The organism is Sinomicrobium oceani (genome assembly GCF_900119185.1).
GTDB classification, from domain to species: Bacteria; Bacteroidota; Bacteroidia; order Flavobacteriales; family Flavobacteriaceae; genus Sinomicrobium; species Sinomicrobium oceani.
The window spans coordinates 56,597-82,155 of sequence record NZ_FPJE01000019.1; the positions used below are offsets into that span (position 1 = coordinate 56,597).

Genomic DNA, 25,559 nt, shown 5'->3' on the forward strand with positions numbered 1-25,559 from the left:
GCCGGATTACACCGGCGTTACCTGAAAATGCAGCTTCTCCATATCTTTCCAGAAGTCCGGGTACGATTTGCTGACCACCTCCGCTTCTTCTATGATTAGCGGTACTTTCAGTCCCAGAGGAGCGAAAGCCATGGCCATGCGGTGATCGTTATAGGTGGGTATGGCAACATTCTCATGTATGGTTTCGGAAGGCTCCAAAAACAATTCGGCATCCGTCACGCGAATGTCAGCACCGAGTTTATGCAACTCGGTATAGAGTGCTTCCAGTCTGTCGGTCTCTTTTATTTTCAGGGTATGCAGGCCTGTTAAATGACATCCTACACCCATGCCGAAGCAGGTTACAGCTATGGTCTGAGCTATATCGGGAGCATTAGACAGGTCGAAACTGATGGTGCGCTCCGGAGCAGCATGAGTTTTGGTCAGGGTAATCGTATTATCCTCAAAACCTGTATGTACACCGAAGGCCCGGTATAACTCCGCCAAAACACTATCGCCCTGCAAACTCGATGCTTTATAGGCACTAAGCTTTATTTCGGTACCTTCATCACAAAGTGCTGCTATACTGTAAAAATAGGAAGCCGAACTCCAGTCGGACTCTACGGTCAGGGTCACAGGATCGATCTCCGGTTTGGGTGATACCCGAATGACATTTCCTTCGAACGAAGATACTACCCCGATCTCACCCAGCAAGGCCAACGTCATTTTTATATAGGGAACGGAGGTGATCTTTCCTTCGAGGGTCAGCTCCAGTCCGTTTTCCAGTTTAGGCGCTATAAGCAACAGTGCCGAAATATACTGACTGCTCACATTGGCCTGCATGGACACCTTGTTTTTTTCCAGTTTCTTTCCTTTGATATGTAAAGGCGGATACCCTTCGGCAGCGGTATAGGTGATCCCGGCGCCAAGTTGTCTGAGCGCGTCTACGAGTATTTTTATAGGCCTTTCGGTCATTCTCTTCGATCCGGTAAGTACGACATCGCGCCCTTCACGGGTCGCAAAAAACGCAGTAAGAAAACGCATAGCCGTACCTGCATGGTGAATGTCTGCCACCGCTTCCTTTGAGCTGAGCGCCTTCTGCATGACATCCGAATCGTCGGAATTGGAAAGGTTAGCGATAGTGATCTGCGGATACAGGGCCTGTAACAGTAATAAACGGTTGGATTCGCTTTTTGACCCGGTGATCCTGATATTTCCTTTGATCTTTTTTTCTGAATTGGAAATTTTTATATTCATGAGGTATTGTTCTGGTCGTATTTATTACCATACGTCCGCATCATAGTCCCTGTTTTTCACAACGTAAAAACAGTCCCGTCTGCAGTTTTTGTTTTATGCCCGAAAATTAAGTATTCCCGGGCACTTTTCCTCGGTTCTCCCTGCTTATTTTAATTTTTCATTATTGTGATGGCGATCGTGGTCTCTCCGGGTTTTCTTCTCCATTTTTTTATCGAAAGCCGCCTGAAGGTCTATACCGGTCTGATTGGCCAGGCACAAAACCACAAAGACGACATCGGCAAGCTCTTCCCCCAGGTCCTTGTCCTTATCGCTTTCTTTCTCACTCTGCTCCCCGTATCTCCTGGCAATAATACGGGCCACTTCACCTACTTCCTCGGTGAGTTGTGCCATATTGGTCAGTTCGTTAAAATAACGTACTCCGTGTTCCCTGATCCAGGTGTCGACGTCTTGCTGAGCATTTTTAATGTCCATGTCTAAATTTTAGTTAAAACGATTTTTTCAGTTTCTTTTGCCACGAGTTGTTTAAAAAATTCCCGTACCGTATCATAATATACCGCAGGCAATATGGCCGAGGTCATCTCGGTCTGTACCATAACCTGTATCATCGCCCCGGACTCATTGATATTAAACAGGAAGGAGCCCAGATCTTCCGGAAGTGTTACCCTGGAGGGTTCCGGAAGGATTTCGGCTTTATACCCTTCGGGGATACCGATATTAATAATGTATTTGTCTGCCCAGGGATAGGAGAAATCTATGGGATACTCCCTTTTCTCCAGTTTAAAAGGATTCTCCTCCATGGCAAAAAACAACATAGGCGAAAGATACACTTTATCGGCTATAAGATCGCAAGCATTTTCCTTGAAAAAACTAAACGTTTCTATAACGGGCTGGGAAATATCCTCCTTGTTCTGGAGGGTATATTCGGAAATCTCCATGCCGCTGTATTTGTTTTCGAGATCCTGGATATACTGTTCCTCATCGACCGTAAAATATTTCTGTCGGAAAGACAATGCATGATGATCGGTAAATTGTTTGCGGATCTTTCCTTCGGCCGCACCGTCTTCCGTTAACTTGTATGTAACGGAGATCATCTCTTTGGACATAGCCCTGGGTGTAAGACTGATCTCCTCGGAAGCTCCCTCTTTTTTGATCAACCTGCCGTTCCAGTTATGTGCTCTCGGCGGCAGCATTCCCGGAACGCTGAATTTGGCCGTACCATCCAGCAGGACATAGCCTTCGTCCATAGATACGGCACTGATAACATAATTGAACCCTTCGCGGGTGGGAAACAACGGGATACCGTGAGATCTCGTACTAACCAGTACAGGATTGGCATCCAGGCCTGCATAACGCAGCATCGCCGTAAGCATCAGGTTGATCTCCGCGACGTTACCTACTTTATCCTTGTATGCCCTGCGCACCCCTTCGTCACAGTAATACCCGAAATAACCGTTCCAGTTCATCCGGTTTTTCACATACTGAAATATTACCGCGATCTTCTCGGACGGACTGTTGACCCCCTGTAAAAGCCCGTTAATCTCATCTTCAAAATAGCCGGTCTTCTTGAGCTCATTACCAAAGGAGGAATTGTCATAAATGGTTTTGGCCACATCGGTCCAGCTCGAGGAATAATATTTTATGGGTGTCTGCGGAAATTGTACGTACTGCAATTCATATCTTATGGCAGACCTGTAGTTGTTGATATTATTCACATAAGGCTCTTCCTTTAAGGCCGGGACATTTTCGAGATCTATTTTGGAGATATTGGTTGTATAATCGACACGGCTACTGCTATAGCTGGTTTTTCCACTGATTCCCGACGTCCTGCTTTTATTGGTAAAGTTAATAGACTCCCGCTTGGAGTCAGAGATGATCTGAAAAGGATAATATCCTTTCATCAACGGCTTAAACACAAAATACTCCGGGCTTTCCACCTGTACTTCTATTTTCTTTACAGGAATATCGTACTGCAGGTCGATCTCTTCTATATTTCCGAGAAAAGGAGAGTTGATGCTGTAGCTGTACTCTATAACAGACCCCGGACGGATATCGGGCATCGTGAACTTCACTACTCCCCAGTATTTTGATTTTTCCTCGTCGAAAATTTCGCTTTTACTCAGTTTCTCTTCTTCGATCTTCCCGTTTTTCAGGTTGTAGGTATAGGCTTTCAGTCCTGTTACTTTTTCTTCTCCTCCCGACCCCGGGCTGTAATATGATATTTGCCTGGTCGCATAATCAAACCCTTCCCGGGTATAGATTTTTACCCGTTCCTGTACATCCGTGATCAACTCGAAACCATCATTGGGATTATAACGGTAATGCACTCTCACCTTCTTGTACAGTATGGAGGCATGGGCCGAAGAATCCTGTGGGTTTACGGTTTCTTCCAGTTCTTCTTCGGAAACTTTTCCGAATTTATAGTTTTGGGCAAGCCCCTGATCTATCTGAAAAAATCCGATCAGGATAAAACAAAGTAAAGTTCTTTTCATATCTGTATACTTAATTGATTTGAAGGTTATTTCTTGAGCAGTACGACTTTCGACCGGTCGTGCCTGGAGACTTCTCTCCTGAAGTTCCGGTAATCATCATAGTCTTCTCTGGGATAGTATCCGCTGCGGATTTTTAGTGTTCTGCGGTAAGTAAGCATCCTGTCATCGGTTTGTTCCACCTCCGTATGGTATTCTCCGAATGCGTTGGACAAGGAAAATTTTTCGGGAAGGGCTTCTACGATATACCCTTCGGGGAGGTTAATTGTAAATTCGTCGCTATCGGCAAAACCACGGCTGATCTCAAAAGGCAGTTGCCTGTCCCGGTAACGATCAGGGACAAAATCATTGCCATTAAAGGCATTGACTACAAAAAGCAACCTGTCTCCGCTCCTCGATGCATACCCCGGTGCCTTCACCTTCACCGTTTCGGTAAACCTGATACTGTCTTTATCATTGATAAATGCATAGTTATCGATACGGAGATTGTTTATGGTATTCCAGTAATTTTTGTACCGCTTGACGATATCCTCATCTGTTCGCCTCTCGAGATATGTTCTCTGATCGTATTGTATTCCTCCGGTGACGATACGCACCGATCCGTTTAACGCCCCTTCGGGATCAATTTCACAGGTTGCGGTGGTATGCTGGTAATTCTGTTCGTTGAGATACGAAGTGGTCTTTGCCAGTTCTCCTCCCCCGGGTTTCATAATGAGTACACTTCTGTCATCGGTAAAATCCCCGATAAATCCGAAAGGATTTACCTGGCTTGTACAATCTACCCATACATAATGATCCCCATCCGGAATGGCGAGAATGACGTGGTCTCCCTGCGCCAGGGAAGCAAAATCGGGTTCGAAGTCTATCTTATCATTTCCGGACTGGACATGCGTGTAATACGATGGAACACCTGCGATATCCAACAGCCCCATCATATAATTGGACAGCCCCTTACAATCTCCGTATTTCACCTTATCGACTTCTGCCGCAGTAATAGGCTGTAAACCTCCGATCCCCACCTGGACACTGATGTAGCGGGTATTTTGCTGAACAAATTCATACACTTTCCGCGCCTTTTCCATAGGGTCCTCTATTCCATGAACCAGGTTTTTTATTTTCAAAGCTGTCCCTTCCGGAATCTTAGCCCGTCCGTCGAGCAGATCATTATACATCCACAGGCCCAGTTCTTCCCAGTTTTCGGCTTTACCGTCATGGCCATCGAGATGGAACCTGTCTATGGCTACCAGCAATTTCGGAGCAAACTCTTTAAATGCCGGACTCAGGCTTTCTGCTTTTAGTGCTTTTATGGATTTCCCGTAGAATTCGACACCCGTCAGCGTTTCCTTTCTTTGAATACCGTATTCTTCCAGGTGTTTCTCTTTGAAGCGGGGATGAAAAAGATCCTTGTCGTACTCCAGTATATAACGACTCTCTTCGGTGCTGACATTGTATCCGTCCAAGAAGTAGCAGGACGGTATCCCTCCCGTATTCGGTGTCTGTACTTCACTGATAAACTCTACGGTGTAGGGGTATGTTGTAGGGATGTATTCGAGATATAACACCCGGTTATCCGTGTAGAGAGTTCCCTGTGGCACGGCACTGACATCTTTAAAGTCCTTTTTACGGAACTTCCCGATCTCTTTTCCGAAAACATCAAAGACACGGGCTTCTATACTTTTTATTTTACGGCTGTTGTCATACCCTTCCATCGCATGCACATACTGCCCTCCTTTTTTATTGAGTACGGTCACTACCCGTTTACGCCTGATACGCATATCTTTGGGTGATTTGACCTCTACCCGGCATTCTTCCAGGCGGACTACGGCATTTGCATTTTTAACAAGCTCTTTATCGAGGCTTAAAGACTGATACCCGGCTTCCTGGGCATTTACGGTAAGACAATACAACAGAAGACAGAGAAGCGTAATTTTTTTGAAATACATTTTGATTAGAATCCGGTTGGCATTAAATTTTTGCTAAAAGTAGGAAAATCAGCCACGTAATCACTACGTTTTTCCGTAAAAATCCATTCCTTCCGACAAATGACCAGGCCAAAGCTTCCGATACGCTTCTTTTACTCCTTATTTCTGGTATCGATCGTAATCGTCACCGGTCCGTCGTTGAGCAGGGCAACCTGCATGTCGGCACCGAATTCCCCGGTTCCTACGTTCTTTCCGGTATCTTTTTGAAGTTGACTCACGAAAGCCTCATAAAGCGGAATAGCTACTTCGGGTCGTGCCGCTTTGATATAAGAAGGGCGATTACCCTTTTTGGTAGAAGCATGCAGGGTAAACTGACTCACTACAATAATATCGCCATCGATATCAAGGACAGATTTGTTCATGACACCTTCTTCATCATTAAAAATACGAAGGTTGGCTACTTTGCGCGATAGCCATACGATATCTTCTTCCGTATCCGCATCTTCCATACCGACCAGGATAAGCAACCCCTTCTTTGCGGACGATTTTACCACTCCGTCTATAGCAACGCTTGCTTCCCGGACCCGCTGTATAACTACACGCATATCGGTTGTTTTACTGTTATGTATTAAAATTCCTACTTATTCTTCGCTGTAAATATCCGTACGGTAATTTTCATCTTCACCTTCGAGAATCTGGAGGTAACTTTTGTACCTGCTCCACGGAATTTCTCCGTCTTCGAGGGCTTGTTTAATAGCACAATGCGGTTCGTCTACGTGCAGACAATTGTTAAACCGGCACTCTCCTTTTCTCGCAAAAAACTCAGGAAAGTAATCGCCGATTTCCTCCTTTTCCATATCCACGATACCAAATCCTTTGATCCCCGGAGTATCGATAATCCTGGCATCGAAATCCAGATCGAACATTTCGGCAAATGTCGTGGTGTGCTGTCCTTGTTTGTGCTGCCCGGAGATCTCGGCAGTACGGAGACTAAGCCCCGGAGCTATGGCATTGACCAATGTCGATTTGCCTACACCGGAATGGCCGGAGAACATACTCACCTTGCCCTGCATCTGCGCTTTGACCTTGTCTATATTTTTTCCGGTTACAGCCGATACTCCAATACACTCATAACCTACATGCCTGTACATGGCGGCAAGATATTTTACTTCCAGCAGCTCTTCTTCGTCATACTGGTCGGACTTGTTGAAAAGTAAGACGGCTTCGATGTCATACGCCTCAGCCGTTACCAGAAAACGATCGATAAAAGTGGTGAGTGTCAGCGGATTTTTCAGAGTAACCAATAAATAAGCGGTATCTATATTGGCCGCAATAATATGTTTCTGCTTGGAAAGATTTACCGATTTCCTGACAATATAATTCCTGCGGTCGTGTATATGGGTAATTACACCGGTTGCGGCAGCTCCGTCCGGCTCGGGCTCGAAATCCACGATATCCCCCACCGCAACAGGATTGGTGCTTTTAATTCCCTTGATACGGAATTTTCCCTTGATACGGCAATCAAACAACTGCCCTTCTTCCGTTTTTACGGTGTACCAGCTTCCGGTAGATTTGTAGACTGTTCCTGTCATAGGCTATAAAAAGCGATGTCCGAAAATCTTATTACATTTTTCATTGTCCGTAGACCATAAAAAATACCCATTCGAATTTCCGGACATCGCTGTACTATTAATTACGAAAATTTGTACGGTCTACAAATTTACGCTTTTAATATCTTTTCCTGGTGATTTATAGACTCCTGGTGAATAGCCTTGAACATTTTCAGGATAAACTCTTCGCTCAGTCCTTTTTCCTGGCCTTCGAGGATCATTCTTCCGAGGATCTCATTCCAGCGTTTACTCTGTAATACGGCAACGTTTTTCTGTTTTTTCAACGTTCCTATCTCATCGGAGATTTTCATCCGCTTCCCGAGGGTATCGATCAGACCGTTATCTATAATGTCGATCTGAGCACGAAGCATTCCGAGTTTATTGTTGTATTCGGCTTCGGCATCGCTTTCTTTACGTATTTTCAGATCTTTCATAATCTGCACAAGCGTATCGGGGGTAACCTGCTGAGCAGCATCACTCCAGGCATTATCGGGATCGTTGTGTGTTTCGATCATCAATCCGTCAAAATTCAGGTCGAGGGCAGTCTGGGCTACATCAAAGATCATATCTCTTTTCCCGGTGATATGCGAAGGATCGCAGATCAGGGGCAGATCAGGGAATTTGTTTTGCAATTCGATAGCGAGCTGCCATTCGGGGATGTTTCTGTACTTGGTTTTTTCGTAAGTAGAGAATCCTCTGTGAATAACTCCGAGTTTTTTAATATCGGACGAATACAGACGCTCTATACCTCCGAGCCACAAGGAAAGGTCGGGGTTGACCGGGTTTTTCACCAGGACCACTTTGTCGGTACCTTTAAGGGCATCGGCAATCTCCTGAACGATAAAAGGGCTTACGGTAGACCTTGCCCCTATCCACAACAAGTCGATATCGTGTTCCAGAGCCAGTTTTACGTGGGCGGCATTAGCTACTTCCGTAGCGGTAAGCATTCCGGTTTCTTCCTTGGCTTTCTGTAACCATTTGAGACCGAGTGCCCCTACTCCTTCAAAGTTACCGGGACGCGTCCGCGGCTTCCATATTCCGGCACGCAGATACGTAACATCAGTATCTTTGAGGTCGTGTGCAATTTTAAGCACCTGCTCTTCGGTTTCGGCACTACAGGGGCCGGCAATTACCAGAGGGTGATCCAGTCCCAGGTTGTCCAACCATCCTCTCATCTCTTTCGAATTTTCCATGATCTTTTTTAATTTGTAAATTCCAGTTTTGGTTCTTTATTTTCGTTTTATATCGTATGCTGAAAAACTTATGATGCGGGGACATTGATCCCTTTTAATATTTCCCTGATCCTGTTTGTATTTTCCATTTCGTGATAAATGGCATCAAACTCTCCTTTCTTCATCAGATCGAGGAACTGCTGTAAATTGGCGATGTACTCTTCGAGTGTCTCCGTGACATTCGCCCTGTTCTGCTCGAAAATGGGAGCCCACATGGCCGGCGAACTCTTGGCCAGGCGCACGGTACTCTCAAATCCGCTTCCCGCCATGTCAAAAATATCGCGTTCGTTCTTTTCTTTTTCAATAACTGTCTTTCCCAACATAAAAGAACTGATGTGTGACAAATGAGACACATAGGCTATATGTCTGTCGTGTGCTCCGGGGTCCATGTACCGGATACGCATCCCGATATCGGTAAACAGTTTCAGGACTTTTTCCTGAAGTTTGAAAGCTGTTTTCTCCACTTCACAAATAATATTCACCTTATTCCGGTATAATCCTTCGAGGGCTGCCGACGGACCGGAAAATTCCGTACCGGCTATAGGATGTGCAGCCAGGAAATTACGCCGTTTGGGATGTGTGGCTACAGCTTCGCAAATAAGGGATTTGGTAGAGCCCGCATCGAAAACCACAGCATCGTCCCCAACCAGGTCCAGTACTTCGGGAAGCAGTTTCAGGCTTGTATTTACCGGAACGGCTACAATAACTACTTCGGCATCCGACAGATCTTCCATAGCGGCCTTGCTGTCGATAAGACCGAGCTTTACGGCCTGGTTAAGGTGATCTTCATTGGTATCTATCCCGTAGATCTTTGCTTCCCCGTAAACCGATTTGATATCGAGTGCAAAAGATCCCCCTATCAGTCCGAGTCCTATTACGAATACGTTTGTCATATTATGTTTTTTTTACGGAAGACTGTTTCCTTCTTGTTCAGAGACGATCTATAGCCTCCTGTATTTTTTCTTTAGGTGTACACAGTGAAAAGCGTATATAACCTTCACCGTTTTTCCCGAAAATGGTGCCGGGAGTTATAAATATGCTTTTGCTATAGAGAATATCATCGATAAAACCCTCGGCAGATGTAACTTCTTCCGGAAGTTTAGCCCAGACAAACATGCCTACGCTATCCGGGTCGTATGTACACCCGAGTTCTTCGATAAGCCGGTACATCAACACTCTCCGCTCCCTGTATACGCTGTTTACGTCTTTATACCAGTCATCCGAGCAACGGAGTGCCGCGACGGCTCCCTTCTGTATTCCGTAGAACATACCGCTATCCATGTTGCTTTTTACTTTGAGTACGGCATTGATATTCCGGGCATCTCCCATGACCATTCCTACGCGCCACCCGGCCATGTTAAAGGTTTTACTCAGTGAATTGAGTTCCAATGCTACTTCTTTGGCCCCTTCTACCCGCAAAATACTCGCCGGGCTATCGTTGAGAACAAAGCTATACGGATTGTCATTGATCAGGAGAATATTATTACGCCGGGCAAAAGCTACCAGTGCTTCGTACAAAGCAGTAGTTCCGTTTGTTCCGGTGGGCATGTGCGGATAGTTCAGCCACATCAGCTTCACTGCGGAAAGATCCTGTTTTTCGAGGGCTTCCAGATCGGGCAGCCAGCCATTATCTCCGGTAAGGTCGTAATACCTGGGTACGGCACCGAGCAACCGCGTTACGGAAGTATAGGTTGGGTATCCCGGATCGGGGATCAATACCTCATCACCTTCATTGAGAAAGGCCATAGAAATATGCATGATCCCTTCTTTAGACCCCATAAGCGGAAGGATTTCGGTATCCCTGTCGAGGGCTACTCCGAATTTGTCCCGGTAAAAATCCCGGACTCCTTCCCGCAATTCGGGCAATCCCTGGTAACTCTGGTACTGATGTGCCATTGTATCTTCAACGGCATCCCGAAGTGCTTTGATCACCTCCGGAGCCGGGTGCAGGTCGGGACTCCCTATCCCCATATTGATGACGGGTTTTCCTTCGGCCATCAGTTGCCTTACTTCACGAAGTTTTCTTGAGAAGTAGTATTCTTCTACGGTGCTTAACCTTTTGGCTACTTCAATCATAATTTTGCATTTTTATATTCGCCAAGTATTTTAAAGTCTTCCGTCATGATCTCCAGAAGGGATTTAGCCTTCTTAAAGTCTTCGTACTTTTCGAATGTCACATCGACGAAAAATGAATATTTCCACGGAGTTTCGATTACCGGGAGCGATTGGATCTTGGTGAGGTTCAACCTGCAGTCACTCATTACATTGAGTACGGTAGCGAGGCTACCTCTCTTGTGATCTGCTTTGAATTTTATGGATGCCTTGTTGATCTCTTCTTCGGGCAATACCGAATTTTCGGTCTGTACGATGACAAACCGGGTAGAATTATCCTCGATAGTCTGTATGTTATCGGCCAGGATCTGCATATCGAAGAGTTCGGCAGCTGTCCGGCTGGCAATAGCTCCTATACCTTGCAATTCCTGCTGGCGAATACGTCTTGCTGTCTCCGCCGTATCGGCATCTTCGACAAGCTTGATATGCGGATACTGTTTGAAAAACTTCTTGCACTGTAACAAGGCCATCGGATGAGAATACACTTCCCGGATATTGTCCAGTCCCTGTCCCGGCAAAGCCATAAGGTTGTGATGTATATTCACATAATGTTCCCCGATAATATGCAATTGATTATTGTCTATCAGGGCATAATTGGGAATGATAGAGCCCGCTATCGAATTTTCTATGGCCATCACCGCAGTATTAGCGGTCTTGTCCAGAAGGCTGTCTACTAAAATGTCAAACGAAAGGCATTCCAGGATATCGGTATCGTTACTGAAATATTCCCTGGCCACCTGGTGGTGAAAAGACCCTTTGATTCCCTGTATGGCTACTATCTTGTTCATGCTGCAATTACCTGCATATTTTTTGTTATTACGATTTTTAAGACCAAAAAAAAGTCCCGGAAAATCCGGGACCAGTCATATATTTTTTCACTCAAAACACGCTATAACCGTCCCGATCTCCCTCTAAAGAAATAAAAGAAGAAAAAATAAAAGTTCCAGTTATAAGCAGTCTGAGTCATTTGTTTATTCTATTTGACGCTGCTAAAGTAATTATAAATTTGAAACATACAAGAGCGAGAATATATTTTTCTCATTTTTTCTGAAAAAACACACAAAAAATAACAATTCCGAAATATGACTCGCTGTTTATTATCATAAGTACCCGGCTTTTATGGCCGTTTACAAAAAGTATCCGGGAGGTAAAGAAGTATAGCAAAACACTTATCCTTCCCGAACGTTTATGTATTTTTGAGACCGGTTATAATCCGTCAATATGCATTTATGTCTATAGAAGTTATCGATATATCCAAAAACTACGGGGAGCAGCAGGCACTTCGTTCCGTTTCTTTTTCGCTGAACAAAGGAGAGGTCGTAGGGTTCCTGGGGCCTAACGGTGCCGGAAAATCCACCATGATGAAAATACTTACCGGGTATATTTCTGCAGATTCGGGAAGGGCGAAAGTAAACGGATTTCACGTGAATTCCCAAAGAAAGGAAGCGGCCAGAAGTATCGGTTATCTCCCGGAACACAACCCGCTGTACCTGGAAATGTATGTCAGGGAATATCTCGAATTCAGTGCCTCGATATACCGCGCTGCCGGAAAAAAGATAGATCGGCATCACATAGACAACATGATTTCCCTCACCGGGCTTACCCCGGAAGCGCATAAGAAAATCGGGGGACTCTCCAAAGGATACCGCCAGCGTACGGGTCTTGCCGCTGCCATGCTCCACGATCCGGAAGTACTTATCCTGGACGAACCCACCACAGGACTCGACCCTAACCAGCTCGTGGAGATCAGGCAACTGATCCGGGATGTGGGAAAGGAAAAAACCATACTGCTCTCTACCCATATCATGCAGGAGGTAGAGGCCATCTGTGACCGGGTTATTATCATTAACCAAGGCAATATCGTAGCCGATAAAACACTGGAGAGTTTGCAGGCAATGACCGAACAGATTATCGAAGTAGAATTTGATTACCGGGTAGAACCCGTATTACTGGAAAATCTCCCGCATATAAAAACGGTCAATAACATTTATGACTTTGTCTACGAACTTCACTTTAACACTTCACAGGATATGCGACCTTCCGTTTTCGATTTCGCACACGACAACGGATTGAAAACCTTGCAACTGCATCGAAAAAACCGCAACCTGGAAAGTCTTTTTCACGAACTTACCCGGGCGTGATTTCCGAATCAAATACCGTCTTAATACCTGAAAATCAAGGCTCCCTTATAGTGTCGGGTCACCGTTGTTTCCGGCGGGCGGTTTACGGAAATAAGATCCCCTGTGCTGTAGATATCTCCCGAGAGACGCTGTATCGGGTTTACGATGATGTCATTGGAGCTCCGGTGATAAATACTGACGTCCCCGGCTTCGAGACCGGAGGCGTCCACTCTTGAATTTCCCGCTGCCAGGTAGATACTCAGGGTTTGCGTTTTTCCTTTTACAAAACAGTTCGACAGGTTATTGAACACCATACTGAAGCTGTTAGTATCCAGTTCGAGGTAAAAATCGCCCGTATTCTGGTAATCGTTCTGATAATCTTCAGAGACTATACGCAATTCCGGATAGGTCAGTACCCCGTCTGAACGTACATCCCACTGGGAGGAATTACGTATCTCCGAAATGTCCGGTGCCGTCACATAGACCGTGGTCTCATCATAATCCCTGAAAAGATTACAGCTGATGTCGCCGGAAAGTACCAACTGCCTTTCCTGCACTCTTACCCGGATATCATTGACGAGGTTTTTACCAGTTTCCACGGTTACATGATATTCCGTACCTTCCCTGATGACCAACCGGATATTCTCATTGACAAGAATTCTTGAAAACTCCCCGACCTCAACCTCTCTGCGGATCTTCTCCCCTGCAGTCCGGAAACAATCCCCGGCATCTTCACTGTTACAGGAAAACAGGAGTAATACTGCCACGACCACTAATTTCTTCATTGCCTAAGGTTTTTAAAAATCCGTTAAAGCCTGATCCCGATACCGGCTTCGACCGCCTCTGCTTTGGCTGCATGTGTTTTGAGTGTAAGCGCCGCAAAGATCTTCTCACCGAAATACCTTTTGATACCGAGCCGCTGATAAAAACGCCCTTCGAATTCTACAGGATAATAGACGTAATATCCCAACTGGGCGATAAAAGACAATCGGTTTATAAACAGTTCATGTCCTATAAAAACTCCGGCCCTCTTATAATCCTCATCACCGGATATATCATCTTCGGGATAGGCTATCCCCCTGTAGCGTATATATTCTTTCAGAAAATTGGAATAGAAGACATCACTGCCCAACTGAATAGCGCTTTTTCTACTGATCCTTTTGTCTGCATAAAAGGAGAATATATAGAACGGATATTGCCCGCTTCCTATAACATCACTCTCATTTATCCCGCTGCGGAATACCATATTATACCGGACGGGCTCTGTAAACTTATCAATAAACATATTACGGTGATATTCCGGTTCCCCGGGTTCCAGTTGGTAATTCACCCCGATGTTAAATGCCAGGCTGTTTACACTTGTATTAGGAGCACGGACATTGGCATTGGAATAATGAATAAAAGAAAAACCGGCCTGAATCCCCCAGCGATCGAAAATCCGTTCTTTTTTGTAATTCAGCATGAGATAGGTACTGCTCAGGATATGTGAACCGAAAGCAACATTGCGGAAATTATTTTCTTTGTCGTAAGGGTTAGTCGTGTAGGCCAGGCCCTGCCCGATACGAAGCACGAGGTTTCGTTTCAGGAAATAAAAATTGTAATGCGCATAAAACCCGTAATTTTCACCGAGGGTTCTGTTCCTGAAATCCTGATAACCAAAAGAGATGCCGTAATCGGGATAATTATAAAGCTGTTCCCAGTCTTCCTTCCCATGAGTCTTGTGGTTCCAGCTTAGTATAAGGCCGGTGGGATGGCCGGAAATGAGATGCTGAATATCGGTATTATGCTGAACGATATTACCGTAGAAATAATTGATATCTATATAGGAAGAGTGTTTGCTTCCGTCCTTTTTTTCCTGGCCGGAAACAAACACTCCCCAAAATACCACGAAGGCAAAAAATAATTTTCTCATGCTGCCCGATTAGGCACAAAAGTATGTTTTATTTTTAAAAAACCGATGAAGCCACTGCCTTGATATTGTCAGATTTTCCCATAGAATAGTAATGTAAAACCGGCACCCCGGCTGCTTTCAGTTCTTTAGACTGCTGAATACACCATTCTATCCCTACCTGTCGGACTTCTTTATTATCCTTACATTGCTCTATGGCACGGATAAGCTCTTCCGGAAGGTCTATTTTGAATACCTGCGGTAACAGTTGCAGATGGCGTTTCACTGCAATGGGTTTGATCCCGGGAATAATCGGAACTGTAATTCCCATACTTTTCGCTTTTTCGACAAACTCAAAGAACTTACTGTTGTCAAAAAACATCTGGGTTACGATATAATCTGCTCCGGCATCGATCTTCTCCTGCAATTTTTTCAGGTCATAGTCCAGCGAAGGAGCTTCCAGGTGTTTTTCCGGGTATCCGGCCACACCGATACAAAAATCGGGCATGTTATTGGATTCTACCACATCGTGCAGATATTTCCCCCGGGTGATATTCTTGATCTGGCTTACGAGTTCGTTGGCGTAGGTATGTCCCCCTCTTGTCGGTTCGAAATAACGTTGATGCTTCATCGCATCGCCGCGGAGCGCCATCACATTGTCTATCCCCAGATAATGGCAATCTACCAGCATATACTCTGTCTCTTCACATGTAAATCCACCACAGAGTACATGGGGCACGGTATCTACCTGGTACTTGTGTTTAATAGACGCGCATATCCCCACGGTTCCGGGTCGCATCCGCACGATCTTACGGTCGAGCAGTCCTTCCCGTTCTATATAGATATATTCCTCTCTGGAAGTCGTCACGTCTATAAACGGTGGCTTAAACTCCATCAGGGGATCGATATTATTGTATAATTCCTGTATATTCCCTCCTTTGGGCGGTGGCACCACTTCAAACGAAAACAGGGTGTTTCCCTTGGCCTGTTCTATGTGTTCTGTTACTTTCATGTTTTATTTTCCGGCTGTCACCGGAATTTGGGTTTAACTTTTTTATATGCTTTTGGCCGTTTAGGTCCCAACGGCATGTCGGGTATCCGTTATGGTTGTCAACGGCACCGCTGTATTAATCTGCAATATTCGGGTTGAGCCATTTCCTGGCCTCATCAACAGAGATACCCCGTCTTACCGCATAATCGGCAACCTGGTCGTCTTTGATCTTCCCGAGGCCAAAATACTTACTTTCCGGATGGCCGAAATAGTATCCGGAGACCGAAGATGCCGGCCACATGGCCAGGCTTTCGGTTAGCCGGACTCCTGTGTTTTCTTCGGCATGAAGCAAACGCCAGAGCGTATTTTTCTCCAGGTGATCCGGGCAGGCCGGATAACCGGGAGCCGGACGGATACCTTTATAGGATTCTCTGATCAGTTCTTCATTGGTAAGATCTTCACCGGAATCGTATCCCCAGAATTCGGTCCTTACTTTTTTGTGCAGGTACTCCGCAAAAGCTTCGGCAAACCGGTCGGCCAGGGCTTTTACCATAATGGAATTATAATCATCGTATTCCTTTTCAAAGGCTGCAGCTTTTTCTTCCACTCCGAAACCTGTGGTTACACAAAACGCACCTACATAGTCGCGTACACCTGAAGTTTCGGGAGCCACAAAATCTGCCAATGCTATATTGGCTGCCCTTTTATTCTTTTTCGACTGCTGCCGCAATGTCAGCAGGGTTTCGGTGTGCTTACCGTTTTCGTCATATATAGCGATATCGTCATCGTTTACCTGGTTGGCCGGGAACAATCCGTAAACTCCTTTGGTTTGCAACCATCGTTCACGCACCAGGACCTCCAGCATTTTTTTCGCATCGTCATAAAGCGATCTCGCCTGCTCCCCAACTACCGGATCGGTGAGTATTTCGGGGTATTTACCATGCAGATCCCAGGTCCTGAAAAACGGGGTCCAGTCTATGTAATCCAGCAGCTCTTCGAGCGAGGCTTCTATCTTATATACCCCGGTCTTTCGAGGCACCACGGGACGGTAATTATCCCAATCGAGCAGGAGCTTGTTTTTCCTTGCCTCTTCGATATCCAGATACTCTTTTACTTTGGAGCGATTGAGGAATCCTTCCCTGAGTTTGTCGTATTCTTCCCTGATGGAGCGGCAGTATGCAACCTTTGTTTTCTCATTGAGCAGGTTACTGGCCACAGTTACGGCTCTGGACGCATCGTTAACATGCACCACGGTCTCCCGGTATGCAGGGGCGATCTTTACAGCCGTATGCGCACGGGAGGTCGTTGCCCCACCGATAAGTACCGGAATGCGTATACTGAGTTTATCCAGTTCTTTAGCCAGGTACACCATCTCGTCCAGCGAAGGCGTTATGAGTCCACTTAACCCTATAATATCTACATTTTCATCGATGGCTGTCTGAATGATCTTTTCGGGCGGAACCATCACCCCGAGGTCTACAACTTCATAATTGTTACAACCCAGTACCACGCTCACGATATTTTTTCCGATATCGTGAACATCCCCCTTAACGGTTGCCATTAATATTTTACCTACGGCTCTCGATCCGCCTTCACCTGCCGGAAGGTTTTTCTTTTCCTCTTCTATAAAAGGCAACAGGTAGGCTACGGCACGCTTCATCACCCGCGCCGACTTTACCACCTGAGGCAAAAACATCTTACCGCTTCCGAAAAGGTCTCCCACTACATTCATCCCGTTCATCAGGTAAGTCTCTATCACTTCTATAGGACGGTCTACCTGTGTACGGGCCTCTTCCACATCGGTTTCTATAAATTCGTCCACACCCTTTACCAGGGCATGGGTTATCCGCTCCTGCAACCCTTCGTTACGCCATTCCTGTAGTTTTTTCTCGGAAGTCTTTCCACTGTCCTTTACCTGTTCGGCGTAATCGAGCAGACGTTCGGTAGCGTCATCCCTGCGATCGAGCAGTACGTCTTCTATGTGTACCAGTAACTCTTTGGATATCTCATCGTACACCTCCAGCATTTCGGGGTTTACAATACCCATGTTCATACCGTGCTGTACGGCATGATACAGGAAAGCAGCGTTCATCGCTTCACGGACCACATTATTCCCACGGAACGAGAACGATACGTTGCTGACCCCTCCACTGACATTGGCATAGGGCAGGTTCTCCCTGATCCATTTTGTCGCCCGGAAAAAGTCTATAGCGTTCTTGCGGTGTTCGTCCATCCCGGTCCCTACCGGGAAAATATTGGGATCGAAAATAATATCTTCGGGAGCAAAACTTACTTTATTGACAAGAATGTCATACGATCGTTTACAGATCGCTATCCGGCGTTCGTATGTATCAGCCTGTCCCACTTCGTCAAAAGCCATCACGATAACTGCCGCACCGTAGCGTCTTATGGTCCTGGCATGTTTTATAAAGAGTGCTTCGCCTTCCTTTAAACTGATGGAGTTTACGATACACTTTCCCTGCACGACTTTGAGCCCGGCTTCGATAATTTCCCATTTGGAACTGTCGATCACCACGGGGACCCGGGCTATATCGGGTTCAGAAGCAATGAGGTTCAGAAAGGTGGTCATCGCCTGCACACCATCGATCATCCCTTCATCCATGTTTATATCGATGATCTGTGCTCCTCCCTCCACCTGAGCTCTGGCCACATCGAGGGCTTCCTGATATTTTTCTTCTTTGACCAGACGAAGAAATCTTCGGGAACCGGTGACATTGGTCCGCTCCCCGATATTGATAAAATTACTCTCGGGCGTAATAATCAAAGGCTCCAGTCCGGAAAGTTTTAACGGACGGGGAGGTCTGTCTTCCGGTAACGGATCGTTATATCGTTGTTCTTCTGTATTTCCTTTTCCCACGGATCTCGGTATTAAATGGGTCGCCTCCGACCTTGGTTTTGCCGTCTGTACGGCCAAATACTGTTTTGTGTACGCATGCTGTCGCTTGGATTTCGGCCTATGCGGACATTCCCAGTTTCCTGGGTTTGTAAAGAGCTGCTACTTCTGCTACGAGCCGGATATGGGCCGGGGTAGTCCCGCAGCATCCCCCTATAATATTCACCAGGTTATCCTCGAGATATTCCCTGATCTGGGCCTGCATCTCTTCCGGCGTTTCGTCGTATTCGCCGAACGCATTGGGTAACCCCGCATTGGGATGCGCCGATATATTCAGATCGGTATTTTGTCCGAGTCTTTTGAGATAGGGTTTTAACTGGTCTGCGCCAAGTGCACAATTGAAGCCTACACTAAGCAGGGAAATATGCGATATGGAGATAAGAAAAGCTTCTACGGTCTGTCCGGACAATGTCCTTCCCGAAGCATCGGTGATGGTTCCACTGACCATGACCGGGGTATCCAGCCCCCGCTCTTCTTTCACCTCTTCTATGGCAAACAGTGCAGCCTTGGCATTCAGGGTATCGAAAATGGTTTCGACCAGCAGTATATCCACTCCTCCGTCTATAAGCGCTTCTACCTGCAGTTTGTAGGCTATACGTAATTGATCGAATGTAATAGCCCTGTACCCGGGATCGTTGACATCGGGCGACATACTCGCCGTTCTGTTGGTCGGACCGATTGCTCCGGCGACGAATCTCGGTTTTTGCGGATGCTCAGCAGTGAACCTGTCAGCGACTTCCCTGGCTATACGTGCAGACTCGTAATTGAGTTCATAGACCAGATCTTCCATGTGATAATCGGCCATAGCTATCGTGGTGCCCGAAAATGTATTGGTTTCGACAATATCGGCACCGGCTTCAAAATACTTGACGTGTATTTCGGCTATGGCTTCGGGTTGTGTGATAGAGAGCAGGTCATTATTGCCTTTCAACGGATGGGCATAATCCTTAAAACGCTCTCCCCGGAAATCTTCTTCCGTAAAATCGTATTGCTGTAACATGGTCCCCATGGCCCCGTCCAGTACCAATATTCTTTTCTGAAGCTCTGTTTGTATAGCACTCATAAGATCTGTTGTTTTGTCTCTTGTAACGGATTACCGAACCCGAAACAGAAAACTTTTATACTGTATGCGTTATCAGAAAACAGGGAGAAATACGGGAAGTATTTGCGTCATCTGTCCCCATGTCGCCACAGGGGTAGAATTTAGCACCTTCTCCGCTTCAGGCACGGAGGGTTGCTAAGGCTTCACCGGGTCTATTCCCTCTGCCTTTCTTGATAACTTCAATAAATTCAGAATGCAAAGAAATGTAATACCTTTTTCTTTTGCAAATGAATTGTTGATTTTTATTGATACACAGCCCTGAAAGGCCTAAACCTTCAGGGCTGTGTATGTTGTATCGCGGCATCCTTCAAAGACACCCTAACCGTAACCGAACGATTATACTTCTATCGCTTTGATCACTTCTTTCTTGGCTTCTTTTTTGGTACCGTCAAAACCTTGTATTCCACCTACGGTCGTGTACTTCATTACGTATCGTTTATCGGGGAAGATCCGCTGATAAGCGCTCTGACACATGATAGCTGCTTCGTGAAACCCGGAAAGAATAAGCTTTAGTTTACCCTTATAGGTATTCACATCTCCGATGGCATATATCCCCGGAATATTCGTGGCATAATCATAGGAGTTATCCACTTTTATAGCATTCTTCTCGATCTCGAGTCCCCAATCGGCTATAGGACCTAATTTGGGTGACAAACCGAACAACGGGATAAAATAGTCGGTTTCTTTGACAAACTCTCCTTCATCGGCATGATTGATCACTACGCCATTCAGATGACCTTCTCCGAGCAAGCCTGTGACTTCGGCACGGGTAACGAGATTGATCTTACCGAGTTTGGCAAGTTCCCCTACCTTTTCCACGGAATCCAGGGCTCCCCGAAATTCATTTCGACGGTGCACCAGGGTCACTTCTGATGCTACATCAGCCAGGAAAATAGACCAATCCAGGGCTGAGTCTCCTCCCCCCGCAATAACCACATTTTTGTTGCGATAGACTTCCGGGTCCTTGATCATATAGGCTACTCCATGATCTTCGTAATCCGCAATATTATCTATAAGCGGTTTTTTGGGCTCAAAAGATCCCAGTCCTCCGGCAATAGCTATAATCGGGGCGTGGTGCTTCGTACCTTTATTAGTAGTTACGATAAACGTACCGTCTTCGAGTTTTTCTATGGTTTCCGCTCTTTCTCCCAGTGTAAATCCGGGACTGAACGGTTTTATCTGTTCCATAAGGTTATCCACGAGATCACCGGCTTTAACCTCGGGAAAACCGGGAATATCATATATAGGTTTCTTCGGATAAAGCTCGGAACACTGCCCTCCGGGCTGTGGCAAAGCGTCTATCAAATGCGTTTTTAACTTTAACAACCCGGCCTCAAATACCGTGAACAGCCCTGTAGGGCCTGCACCGATTATTAAAATATCCGTCTTGATCATCTTCTTCAGTTTCTAATTATATATGTAGTGTTAATTTTTTTCTTTTTCTGTCCCGGGATTTCTTTAACTCTTTTGAATAAAGGAACGGGTCACATGATTCAGCTTTTCCACCTTCTCTTCGAAGCTCTCTCTGAGCGTACTCCTGTAACGGTTAAGGTTCTCCACAAGCTCATTGATGTCATCGGGTATGATTTCTTCGAAAAGCTGGCGAAGCCTTTTGGCCATCGTCGGGGATTTTCCATTGGTAGAAATCGCGATCTTTACATTTCCCTTGGTGACGATCCCACCCAGGTAAAAATCACATAAATCCGGAGTATCGGCTACGTTGACCAGTATATTCCGGGCCCGGGCATCTTCACAGATCTGCCGGTTAACCTCTGGGTCGTTGGTGGCCGCTATTACCAGATGCTTTTTGTGAAGTACATTGGTAGAATACGGGCGGTACAACATAGGAATATGATGTTTCTCTGCCAGGGTACGGACTTCATCACTAAAATCCGGTGCTACGACAATGACTTTGGCATTGGGACTCGATTTGAGCAGAAAAGACAGTTTTTCATGTCCGACCTGCCCGGCGCCAACCAACAGTACATTGAGTTCATGCACTTTGAGAAATACGGGATAGAGTTCGTTCTTTTCCATAATCATATACCACAAGGGCACTTTATCGTTTAAACAATTGTATTTTTTGCAGTTTGCGGTATTCGGCTGGGGGCAACGCATTTACTTCTTCGTAAAGCCCTTTGAGTTTTACACTTTCCCGGACCACTTCCCCCACTACGATAATAGCGGGAGAACTGAGTTTTTTATCTTTTACGATGTCCTCAATGGTATTCACCGTACCACATCCGAGACGTTCGTTGACCGTGGTACCATTCTGGATAACAGCCACGGGAACTTCGCCTTTACCGGCATCTCGGAACAACTCCATAACAGCATCGATCTTACTCATTCCCATCAGGATCACTACTGTTGCGGATGACCGTGCAGCCAGTCCGATATCTTCGGACAGTTTTCCTGCGGATGTCGTCCCGGTAACGACCCAAAAGCTTTCGGCCACATGGCGCTTGGTCAGCGAGATCCCCTGATAGGCAGGAACGGCTACGGATGATGTGATTCCGGGCACAACCTCGGTCTCCACTCCAAAACTATCCGCATAGTCGATCTCTTCCGTTCCTCTTCCGAAAATAAAAGGGTCCCCTCCTTTCAGCCGTACTACCGTACCGGACGCAAAAGCATGTTCCACGATAAGCGCATTGATCTCATCCTGGGAATGCGCATGAAATCCCTTGCGCTTTCCGACGAAGATTTTTTTGGCATCAGGGGCGTGCACCAGGATATCCCTATTGATAAGGGCATCGTACAATACCACATCTGCAGCCTGCAATGCTTTTACCCCCTTCAGGGTAATAAGGTCGGCATCTCCGGGACCTGCTCCTACTACTATTAATTTTGGTTTCTTCACGTAACGTCTCTATTGCATACCGGATGCTACCGGAAATTTATGTTCTTAACCCGTCACCAGCTCCTGATCCCTGTATATACGGATCTGCTCCAGAAATACCCGGGAATCTTTCAGATATTTTCCGGCAAACGCTTCGGACGGTTCGTTTTTATTGATCTGATAGGTCAGTGCAGCAAAAGTATTTCCGGCATCGGTATCGATACTGATCTTTCCTTCATCTACAAAGACTTCCTGGAACTGGGCAATAATCCCTGCATGGGTATTGGTCTTTTTATTCTCGGACAACAGCAATGCTTTTGCAGTATTAACCAATGCTGCGTAGGAATAGTAAATACTGTCCGCCCATTTCCCTTCTTCCAGCGCCGTTCTGGCACTGTCTATTTTCTCTTCGCTTTCGAACAGCAAGGTAGCCACCAGGTCGATAACCACTCCTGCACATTCCCCGACTCCTACTTCCTGTTTGTAAGTATCCGCATGTCCCCAGTCTTTAAAATCATCTTCGGTGAGGTTCTCAGTATCAGACAAGGCCTTAAGAATATCATAGAAATAGGTTTTCCCCTGTCTGTCGTAATAATCCAGAAAATTCTCTCCTTCCGCACCATTCGCCTTATAATCATCGAGAATTGTTCTTAAAGCCTGAGGCCCTCGCTTACTCGGTATCTTTACTACTTTATCGGAAAACCTTCCGTTACCATCTCCGAGAACTCCTCCACCAAGTAATACCTGCAAAGCCGGAGCTACAAGTTTACCGGAACGAATGGACATTCCCTGGAACCCGATATGGGCCATCATGTGTTGTCCGCAGGCATTCATACACCCACTGATCTTGATGGCTACATTGGTATTATGAAGGTACTCCGGGTATTCTTCACGCAACACACCTTCGAGCACTTCGGCAATTCCGGTACTGTTTGCGATACCGAGGTTGCAGGTATCCGTACCCGGACAGGCCGTGATATCCGCCGTACTGTTATAGCCGGTCTGGGTAAACCCGAGTTTACTCAATTCGGTATAAAAGAATGGCAACAGGTCTTCGCGGACATGCCGGAGCAGAATATTCTGTCTCAGGGAGAACCTCAACTCATTACCGGCATACGCTCTGACCAGGTCTGCGAGCGGCCGGGCCTTATCCGTATAAAAATCTCCAAGTAACACCTTGATCCCGATCGACACAAAACCCTCCTGCTTCTGCGGTATTACATTGGTTCTTTTCCACTGCTCATAAGCTTCCTTATCTTCTATGTCTACCTGAGGCACCTGCTTATCTTTCAGGTTTTTCAGCGCTATGGCATGGGCGTCGAAACCTTCGATATCTATAGGATAGCTCTGGTACGGAAGCGCTTTTTGCTCTTCTTTGACCAAACGGATAAATTCTTCTGCCCCCATCTCTTTCAGCAGAAACTTCATCCTGGCTTTCATTCTTTTTGCCCGTTCTCCATAGCGGTCGAAAACACGTACCACACCTTCGATAAGCGGTATAATCCTGTCTTCTTCGAGAAAATCATATATCACATCGGCATGTCTGGGCTGTGATCCCAGTCCTCCTCCGAGGAGTACTTTAAAACCTTTCTTTCCGTCTTTTATCTTCGGAACAAAACCGAGATCATGCATATAGCTCAAAGCCGTATCCTCATCGGAAGACGAAAAGGAAATCTTGAACTTACGTCCCATTTCCTGGCCTACCGGATTTCTGAGCATATAGGCAAAAGCGGCATGCGCATGGGGGGTCACATCAAAAGGTTCATTTACATCGACCCCGGCAGTTTCGCTTGCCGTGATATTACGTACCGTATTCCCACAGGCCTCCCTGATGGTCACATCGTCTTTTTCCAGTTGCGCCCACAACTCGGGGGTACGTTCCAAACTCACATAATGGATCTGGATATCCTGACGGGTGGTAATATGAAGACGACCCGTCGAATACTCATCCGAAACATCTGCAATACGATGCAACTGCTCTCCGGTAACTTTTCCGTAAGGCAACTTAATACGCACCATCTGCACACCGGGCTGTCGCTGTCCGTACACTCCGCGTGCCAGACGCAAGCTGCGGAAACGTTCCTCATCTACTTTGCCTTCCCGGAACAAACGGATCTTTCGTTCCAGTTCTATAATGTCTTTTTCGACTACGGGATTCTCTATTTCTGTTCTAAAGCTCTGCATTTCTATTAGTCTATTTAATCGATAGATTTATAGGTTTATAATGCAAATGTAAAGGATAATTCCGTATAAACTATAGAATTACCGGATTTTTTTATATCGCACATCACAAAACACATGGAAAATCCTAATAAAAAGAAGGTTAATACAAAAACTATACCCGTTGACAACCTACGGAAATAACAGATATTTTATGTATTTTTCACCTATGAATAATCTTATAGTTTTTGCTCTTGCACCGGTCGTAGCGGTAATTCTTTACATCTATGTCAAAGACAAGTACGAAAAGGAGCCACTGTGGTTACTGCTTCTGTGTTTTGTTTTCGGGGCTGTTGTCAGCGTTATCATTACCATGATCATATCCGCTTTATACGAGCAGGCACTCCCGCTCTACTACAGCGATAATATTATTCAGGAATTTGTCCGGGCATTTCTGGTGGTTGCCCTGACCGAGGAATTCAGCAAATACGTCATCGTTCGCTATTTTGCCCAGCCCAAAAAGGATTTTAACGAGCCGTTTGACGGTATCGTTTATGCGGTTATGGTTTCTATGGGTTTTGCCGCAACGGAAAATATAATCTATGTGCTCGGCGGGGGATACCAGGTAGCTCTGGTCCGTGCTTTTACAGCCGTGCCGGCACACGCCACTTTTGGTGTGCTCATGGGATATTTCATGGGCAGGGCCAAATTTTCGCCAAACCGAAAACTCCTGAACTTCTGCGGGCTTTTTCTGGCTGTATTGTTTCACGGCGCTTATGACTTCTTCCTTTTTATAAACTTCATTCCAGGTACGTGGGTCGGAGCGTTCGTATCGCTGGCAATCGGCATTTTTTTATCGCGAAAGGTGATAAAAAAGCATCAGGACAATTCACAATTCCGGTTATAAACACAAAGAATTATTATCTTTATAGCTTATAAATTCAGGATTT

21 protein-coding genes and 1 riboswitch are annotated in these 25,559 nt (G+C 45.9%); of the genes, 2 read left to right on the top strand and 19 right to left on the bottom strand.

The features are described from left to right. Nucleotides 1-6 precede the first annotated feature (6 nt). The 10 genes from BT112_RS15995 to BT112_RS16040 form a co-directional block, all read right to left on the bottom strand. Entirely contained in the window at nt 7-1,233 is a 1,227-nt protein-coding gene (locus BT112_RS15995; protein ID WP_072318389.1) for a 3-phosphoshikimate 1-carboxyvinyltransferase, read from the bottom strand. 144 nt (nt 1,234-1,377) lie between these two features. Further along, entirely contained in the window at nt 1,378-1,704 is a 327-nt protein-coding gene (locus tag BT112_RS16000; RefSeq protein WP_072318390.1) for a nucleotide pyrophosphohydrolase, read from the bottom strand. 2 nt (nt 1,705-1,706) lie between these two features. After that, nucleotides 1,707-3,722: a transglutaminase family protein gene (locus BT112_RS16005; protein WP_072318391.1), complete on the bottom strand. Its 2,016-nt coding sequence runs from the start codon at nt 3,720-3,722 to the stop codon at nt 1,707-1,709. Nucleotides 3,723-3,748: 26 nt separating this feature from the next. Next, nucleotides 3,749-5,662 carry a DUF3857 domain-containing protein gene (locus BT112_RS16010; protein ID WP_072318392.1) on the bottom strand — a complete coding sequence of 638 codons (1,914 nt, stop codon included), beginning with the start codon at nt 5,660-5,662 and terminating at the stop codon, nt 3,749-3,751. A gap of 131 nt (nt 5,663-5,793) precedes the next feature. Next, complete coding sequence (dtd, locus tag BT112_RS16015; protein WP_072318393.1) at nt 5,794-6,246, bottom strand: D-aminoacyl-tRNA deacylase; 453 nt, start codon at nt 6,244-6,246, stop codon at nt 5,794-5,796. A gap of 36 nt (nt 6,247-6,282) precedes the next feature. Then, a complete protein-coding gene (rsgA, locus tag BT112_RS16020) occupies nt 6,283-7,233 on the bottom strand; it encodes a ribosome small subunit-dependent GTPase A (RefSeq protein ID WP_072318394.1) in 951 nt (316 codons plus the stop codon). A gap of 128 nt (nt 7,234-7,361) precedes the next feature. Further along, the gene (locus tag BT112_RS16025) at nt 7,362-8,444 is read right to left on the bottom strand and encodes a bifunctional 3-deoxy-7-phosphoheptulonate synthase/chorismate mutase type II (protein WP_072318395.1); all 1,083 of its coding nucleotides are present in this window, start codon (nt 8,442-8,444) and stop codon (nt 7,362-7,364) included. 68 nt (nt 8,445-8,512) lie between these two features. Then, entirely contained in the window at nt 8,513-9,376 is an 864-nt protein-coding gene (locus BT112_RS16030; RefSeq protein ID WP_072318396.1) for a prephenate dehydrogenase, read from the bottom strand. Between the two features lie 37 nt (nt 9,377-9,413). Next, nucleotides 9,414-10,559: a pyridoxal phosphate-dependent aminotransferase gene (locus BT112_RS16035; RefSeq protein ID WP_072318397.1), complete on the bottom strand. Its 1,146-nt coding sequence runs from the start codon at nt 10,557-10,559 to the stop codon at nt 9,414-9,416. Next, complete coding sequence (locus tag BT112_RS16040) at nt 10,556-11,383, bottom strand: prephenate dehydratase (protein WP_072318398.1); 828 nt, start codon at nt 11,381-11,383, stop codon at nt 10,556-10,558. The genes BT112_RS16035 and BT112_RS16040 overlap by 4 nt, the downstream gene beginning before the upstream one ends. A gap of 441 nt (nt 11,384-11,824) precedes the next feature. On the opposite strand from BT112_RS16040, the gene gldA reads away from it, so the two are divergent. Next, complete coding sequence (gldA, locus tag BT112_RS16045) at nt 11,825-12,736, top strand: gliding motility-associated ABC transporter ATP-binding subunit GldA (protein ID WP_072318422.1); 912 nt, start codon at nt 11,825-11,827, stop codon at nt 12,734-12,736. Between the two features lie 20 nt (nt 12,737-12,756). Here the strand turns inward: gldA and BT112_RS16050 are convergent, their stop codons facing one another. The 9 genes from BT112_RS16050 to BT112_RS16090 form a co-directional block, all read right to left on the bottom strand. Beyond that, the gene (locus BT112_RS16050; RefSeq protein ID WP_072318399.1) at nt 12,757-13,500 is read right to left on the bottom strand and encodes a head GIN domain-containing protein; all 744 of its coding nucleotides are present in this window, start codon (nt 13,498-13,500) and stop codon (nt 12,757-12,759) included. Nucleotides 13,501-13,523: 23 nt separating this feature from the next. After that, complete coding sequence (locus BT112_RS16055) at nt 13,524-14,627, bottom strand: acyloxyacyl hydrolase (RefSeq protein ID WP_072318400.1); 1,104 nt, start codon at nt 14,625-14,627, stop codon at nt 13,524-13,526. A 34-nt stretch (nt 14,628-14,661) separates the two neighbouring features. Further along, nucleotides 14,662-15,615 carry a methylenetetrahydrofolate reductase [NAD(P)H] gene (gene metF, locus BT112_RS16060; RefSeq protein ID WP_072318401.1) on the bottom strand — a complete coding sequence of 318 codons (954 nt, stop codon included), beginning with the start codon at nt 15,613-15,615 and terminating at the stop codon, nt 14,662-14,664. 115 nt (nt 15,616-15,730) lie between these two features. Continuing rightward, nucleotides 15,731-18,388 carry a methionine synthase gene (gene metH, locus BT112_RS16065; RefSeq protein WP_394333370.1) on the bottom strand — a complete coding sequence of 886 codons (2,658 nt, stop codon included), beginning with the start codon at nt 18,386-18,388 and terminating at the stop codon, nt 15,731-15,733. A 181-nt stretch (nt 18,389-18,569) separates the two neighbouring features. Further along, nucleotides 18,570-19,571 (bottom strand): homocysteine S-methyltransferase family protein, encoded by a 1,002-nt coding sequence (locus tag BT112_RS16070; RefSeq protein ID WP_072318403.1) that lies wholly within the window; start codon nt 19,569-19,571, stop codon nt 18,570-18,572. 104 nt (nt 19,572-19,675) lie between these two features. Then, a riboswitch (SAM riboswitch) is annotated at nt 19,676-19,790 on the bottom strand. 156 nt (nt 19,791-19,946) lie between these two features. After that, entirely contained in the window at nt 19,947-21,005 is a 1,059-nt protein-coding gene (locus tag BT112_RS16075) for an NAD(P)/FAD-dependent oxidoreductase (protein WP_072318404.1), read from the bottom strand. A gap of 63 nt (nt 21,006-21,068) precedes the next feature. Next, on the bottom strand, nt 21,069-21,647 hold the full coding sequence (locus BT112_RS16080) for a precorrin-2 dehydrogenase/sirohydrochlorin ferrochelatase family protein (protein WP_072318423.1): 579 nt from the start codon (nt 21,645-21,647) through the stop codon (nt 21,069-21,071). A gap of 22 nt (nt 21,648-21,669) precedes the next feature. Then, entirely contained in the window at nt 21,670-22,470 is an 801-nt protein-coding gene (gene cobA / locus BT112_RS16085; protein ID WP_072318405.1) for a uroporphyrinogen-III C-methyltransferase, read from the bottom strand. Nucleotides 22,471-22,515: 45 nt separating this feature from the next. Then, nucleotides 22,516-24,633: a HEPN domain-containing protein gene (locus BT112_RS16090; RefSeq protein WP_072318406.1), complete on the bottom strand. Its 2,118-nt coding sequence runs from the start codon at nt 24,631-24,633 to the stop codon at nt 22,516-22,518. Nucleotides 24,634-24,838: 205 nt separating this feature from the next. On the opposite strand from BT112_RS16090, the gene BT112_RS16095 reads away from it, so the two are divergent. Continuing rightward, complete coding sequence (locus BT112_RS16095; RefSeq protein ID WP_072318424.1) at nt 24,839-25,516, top strand: PrsW family intramembrane metalloprotease; 678 nt, start codon at nt 24,839-24,841, stop codon at nt 25,514-25,516. Nucleotides 25,517-25,559 lie beyond the last annotated feature (43 nt).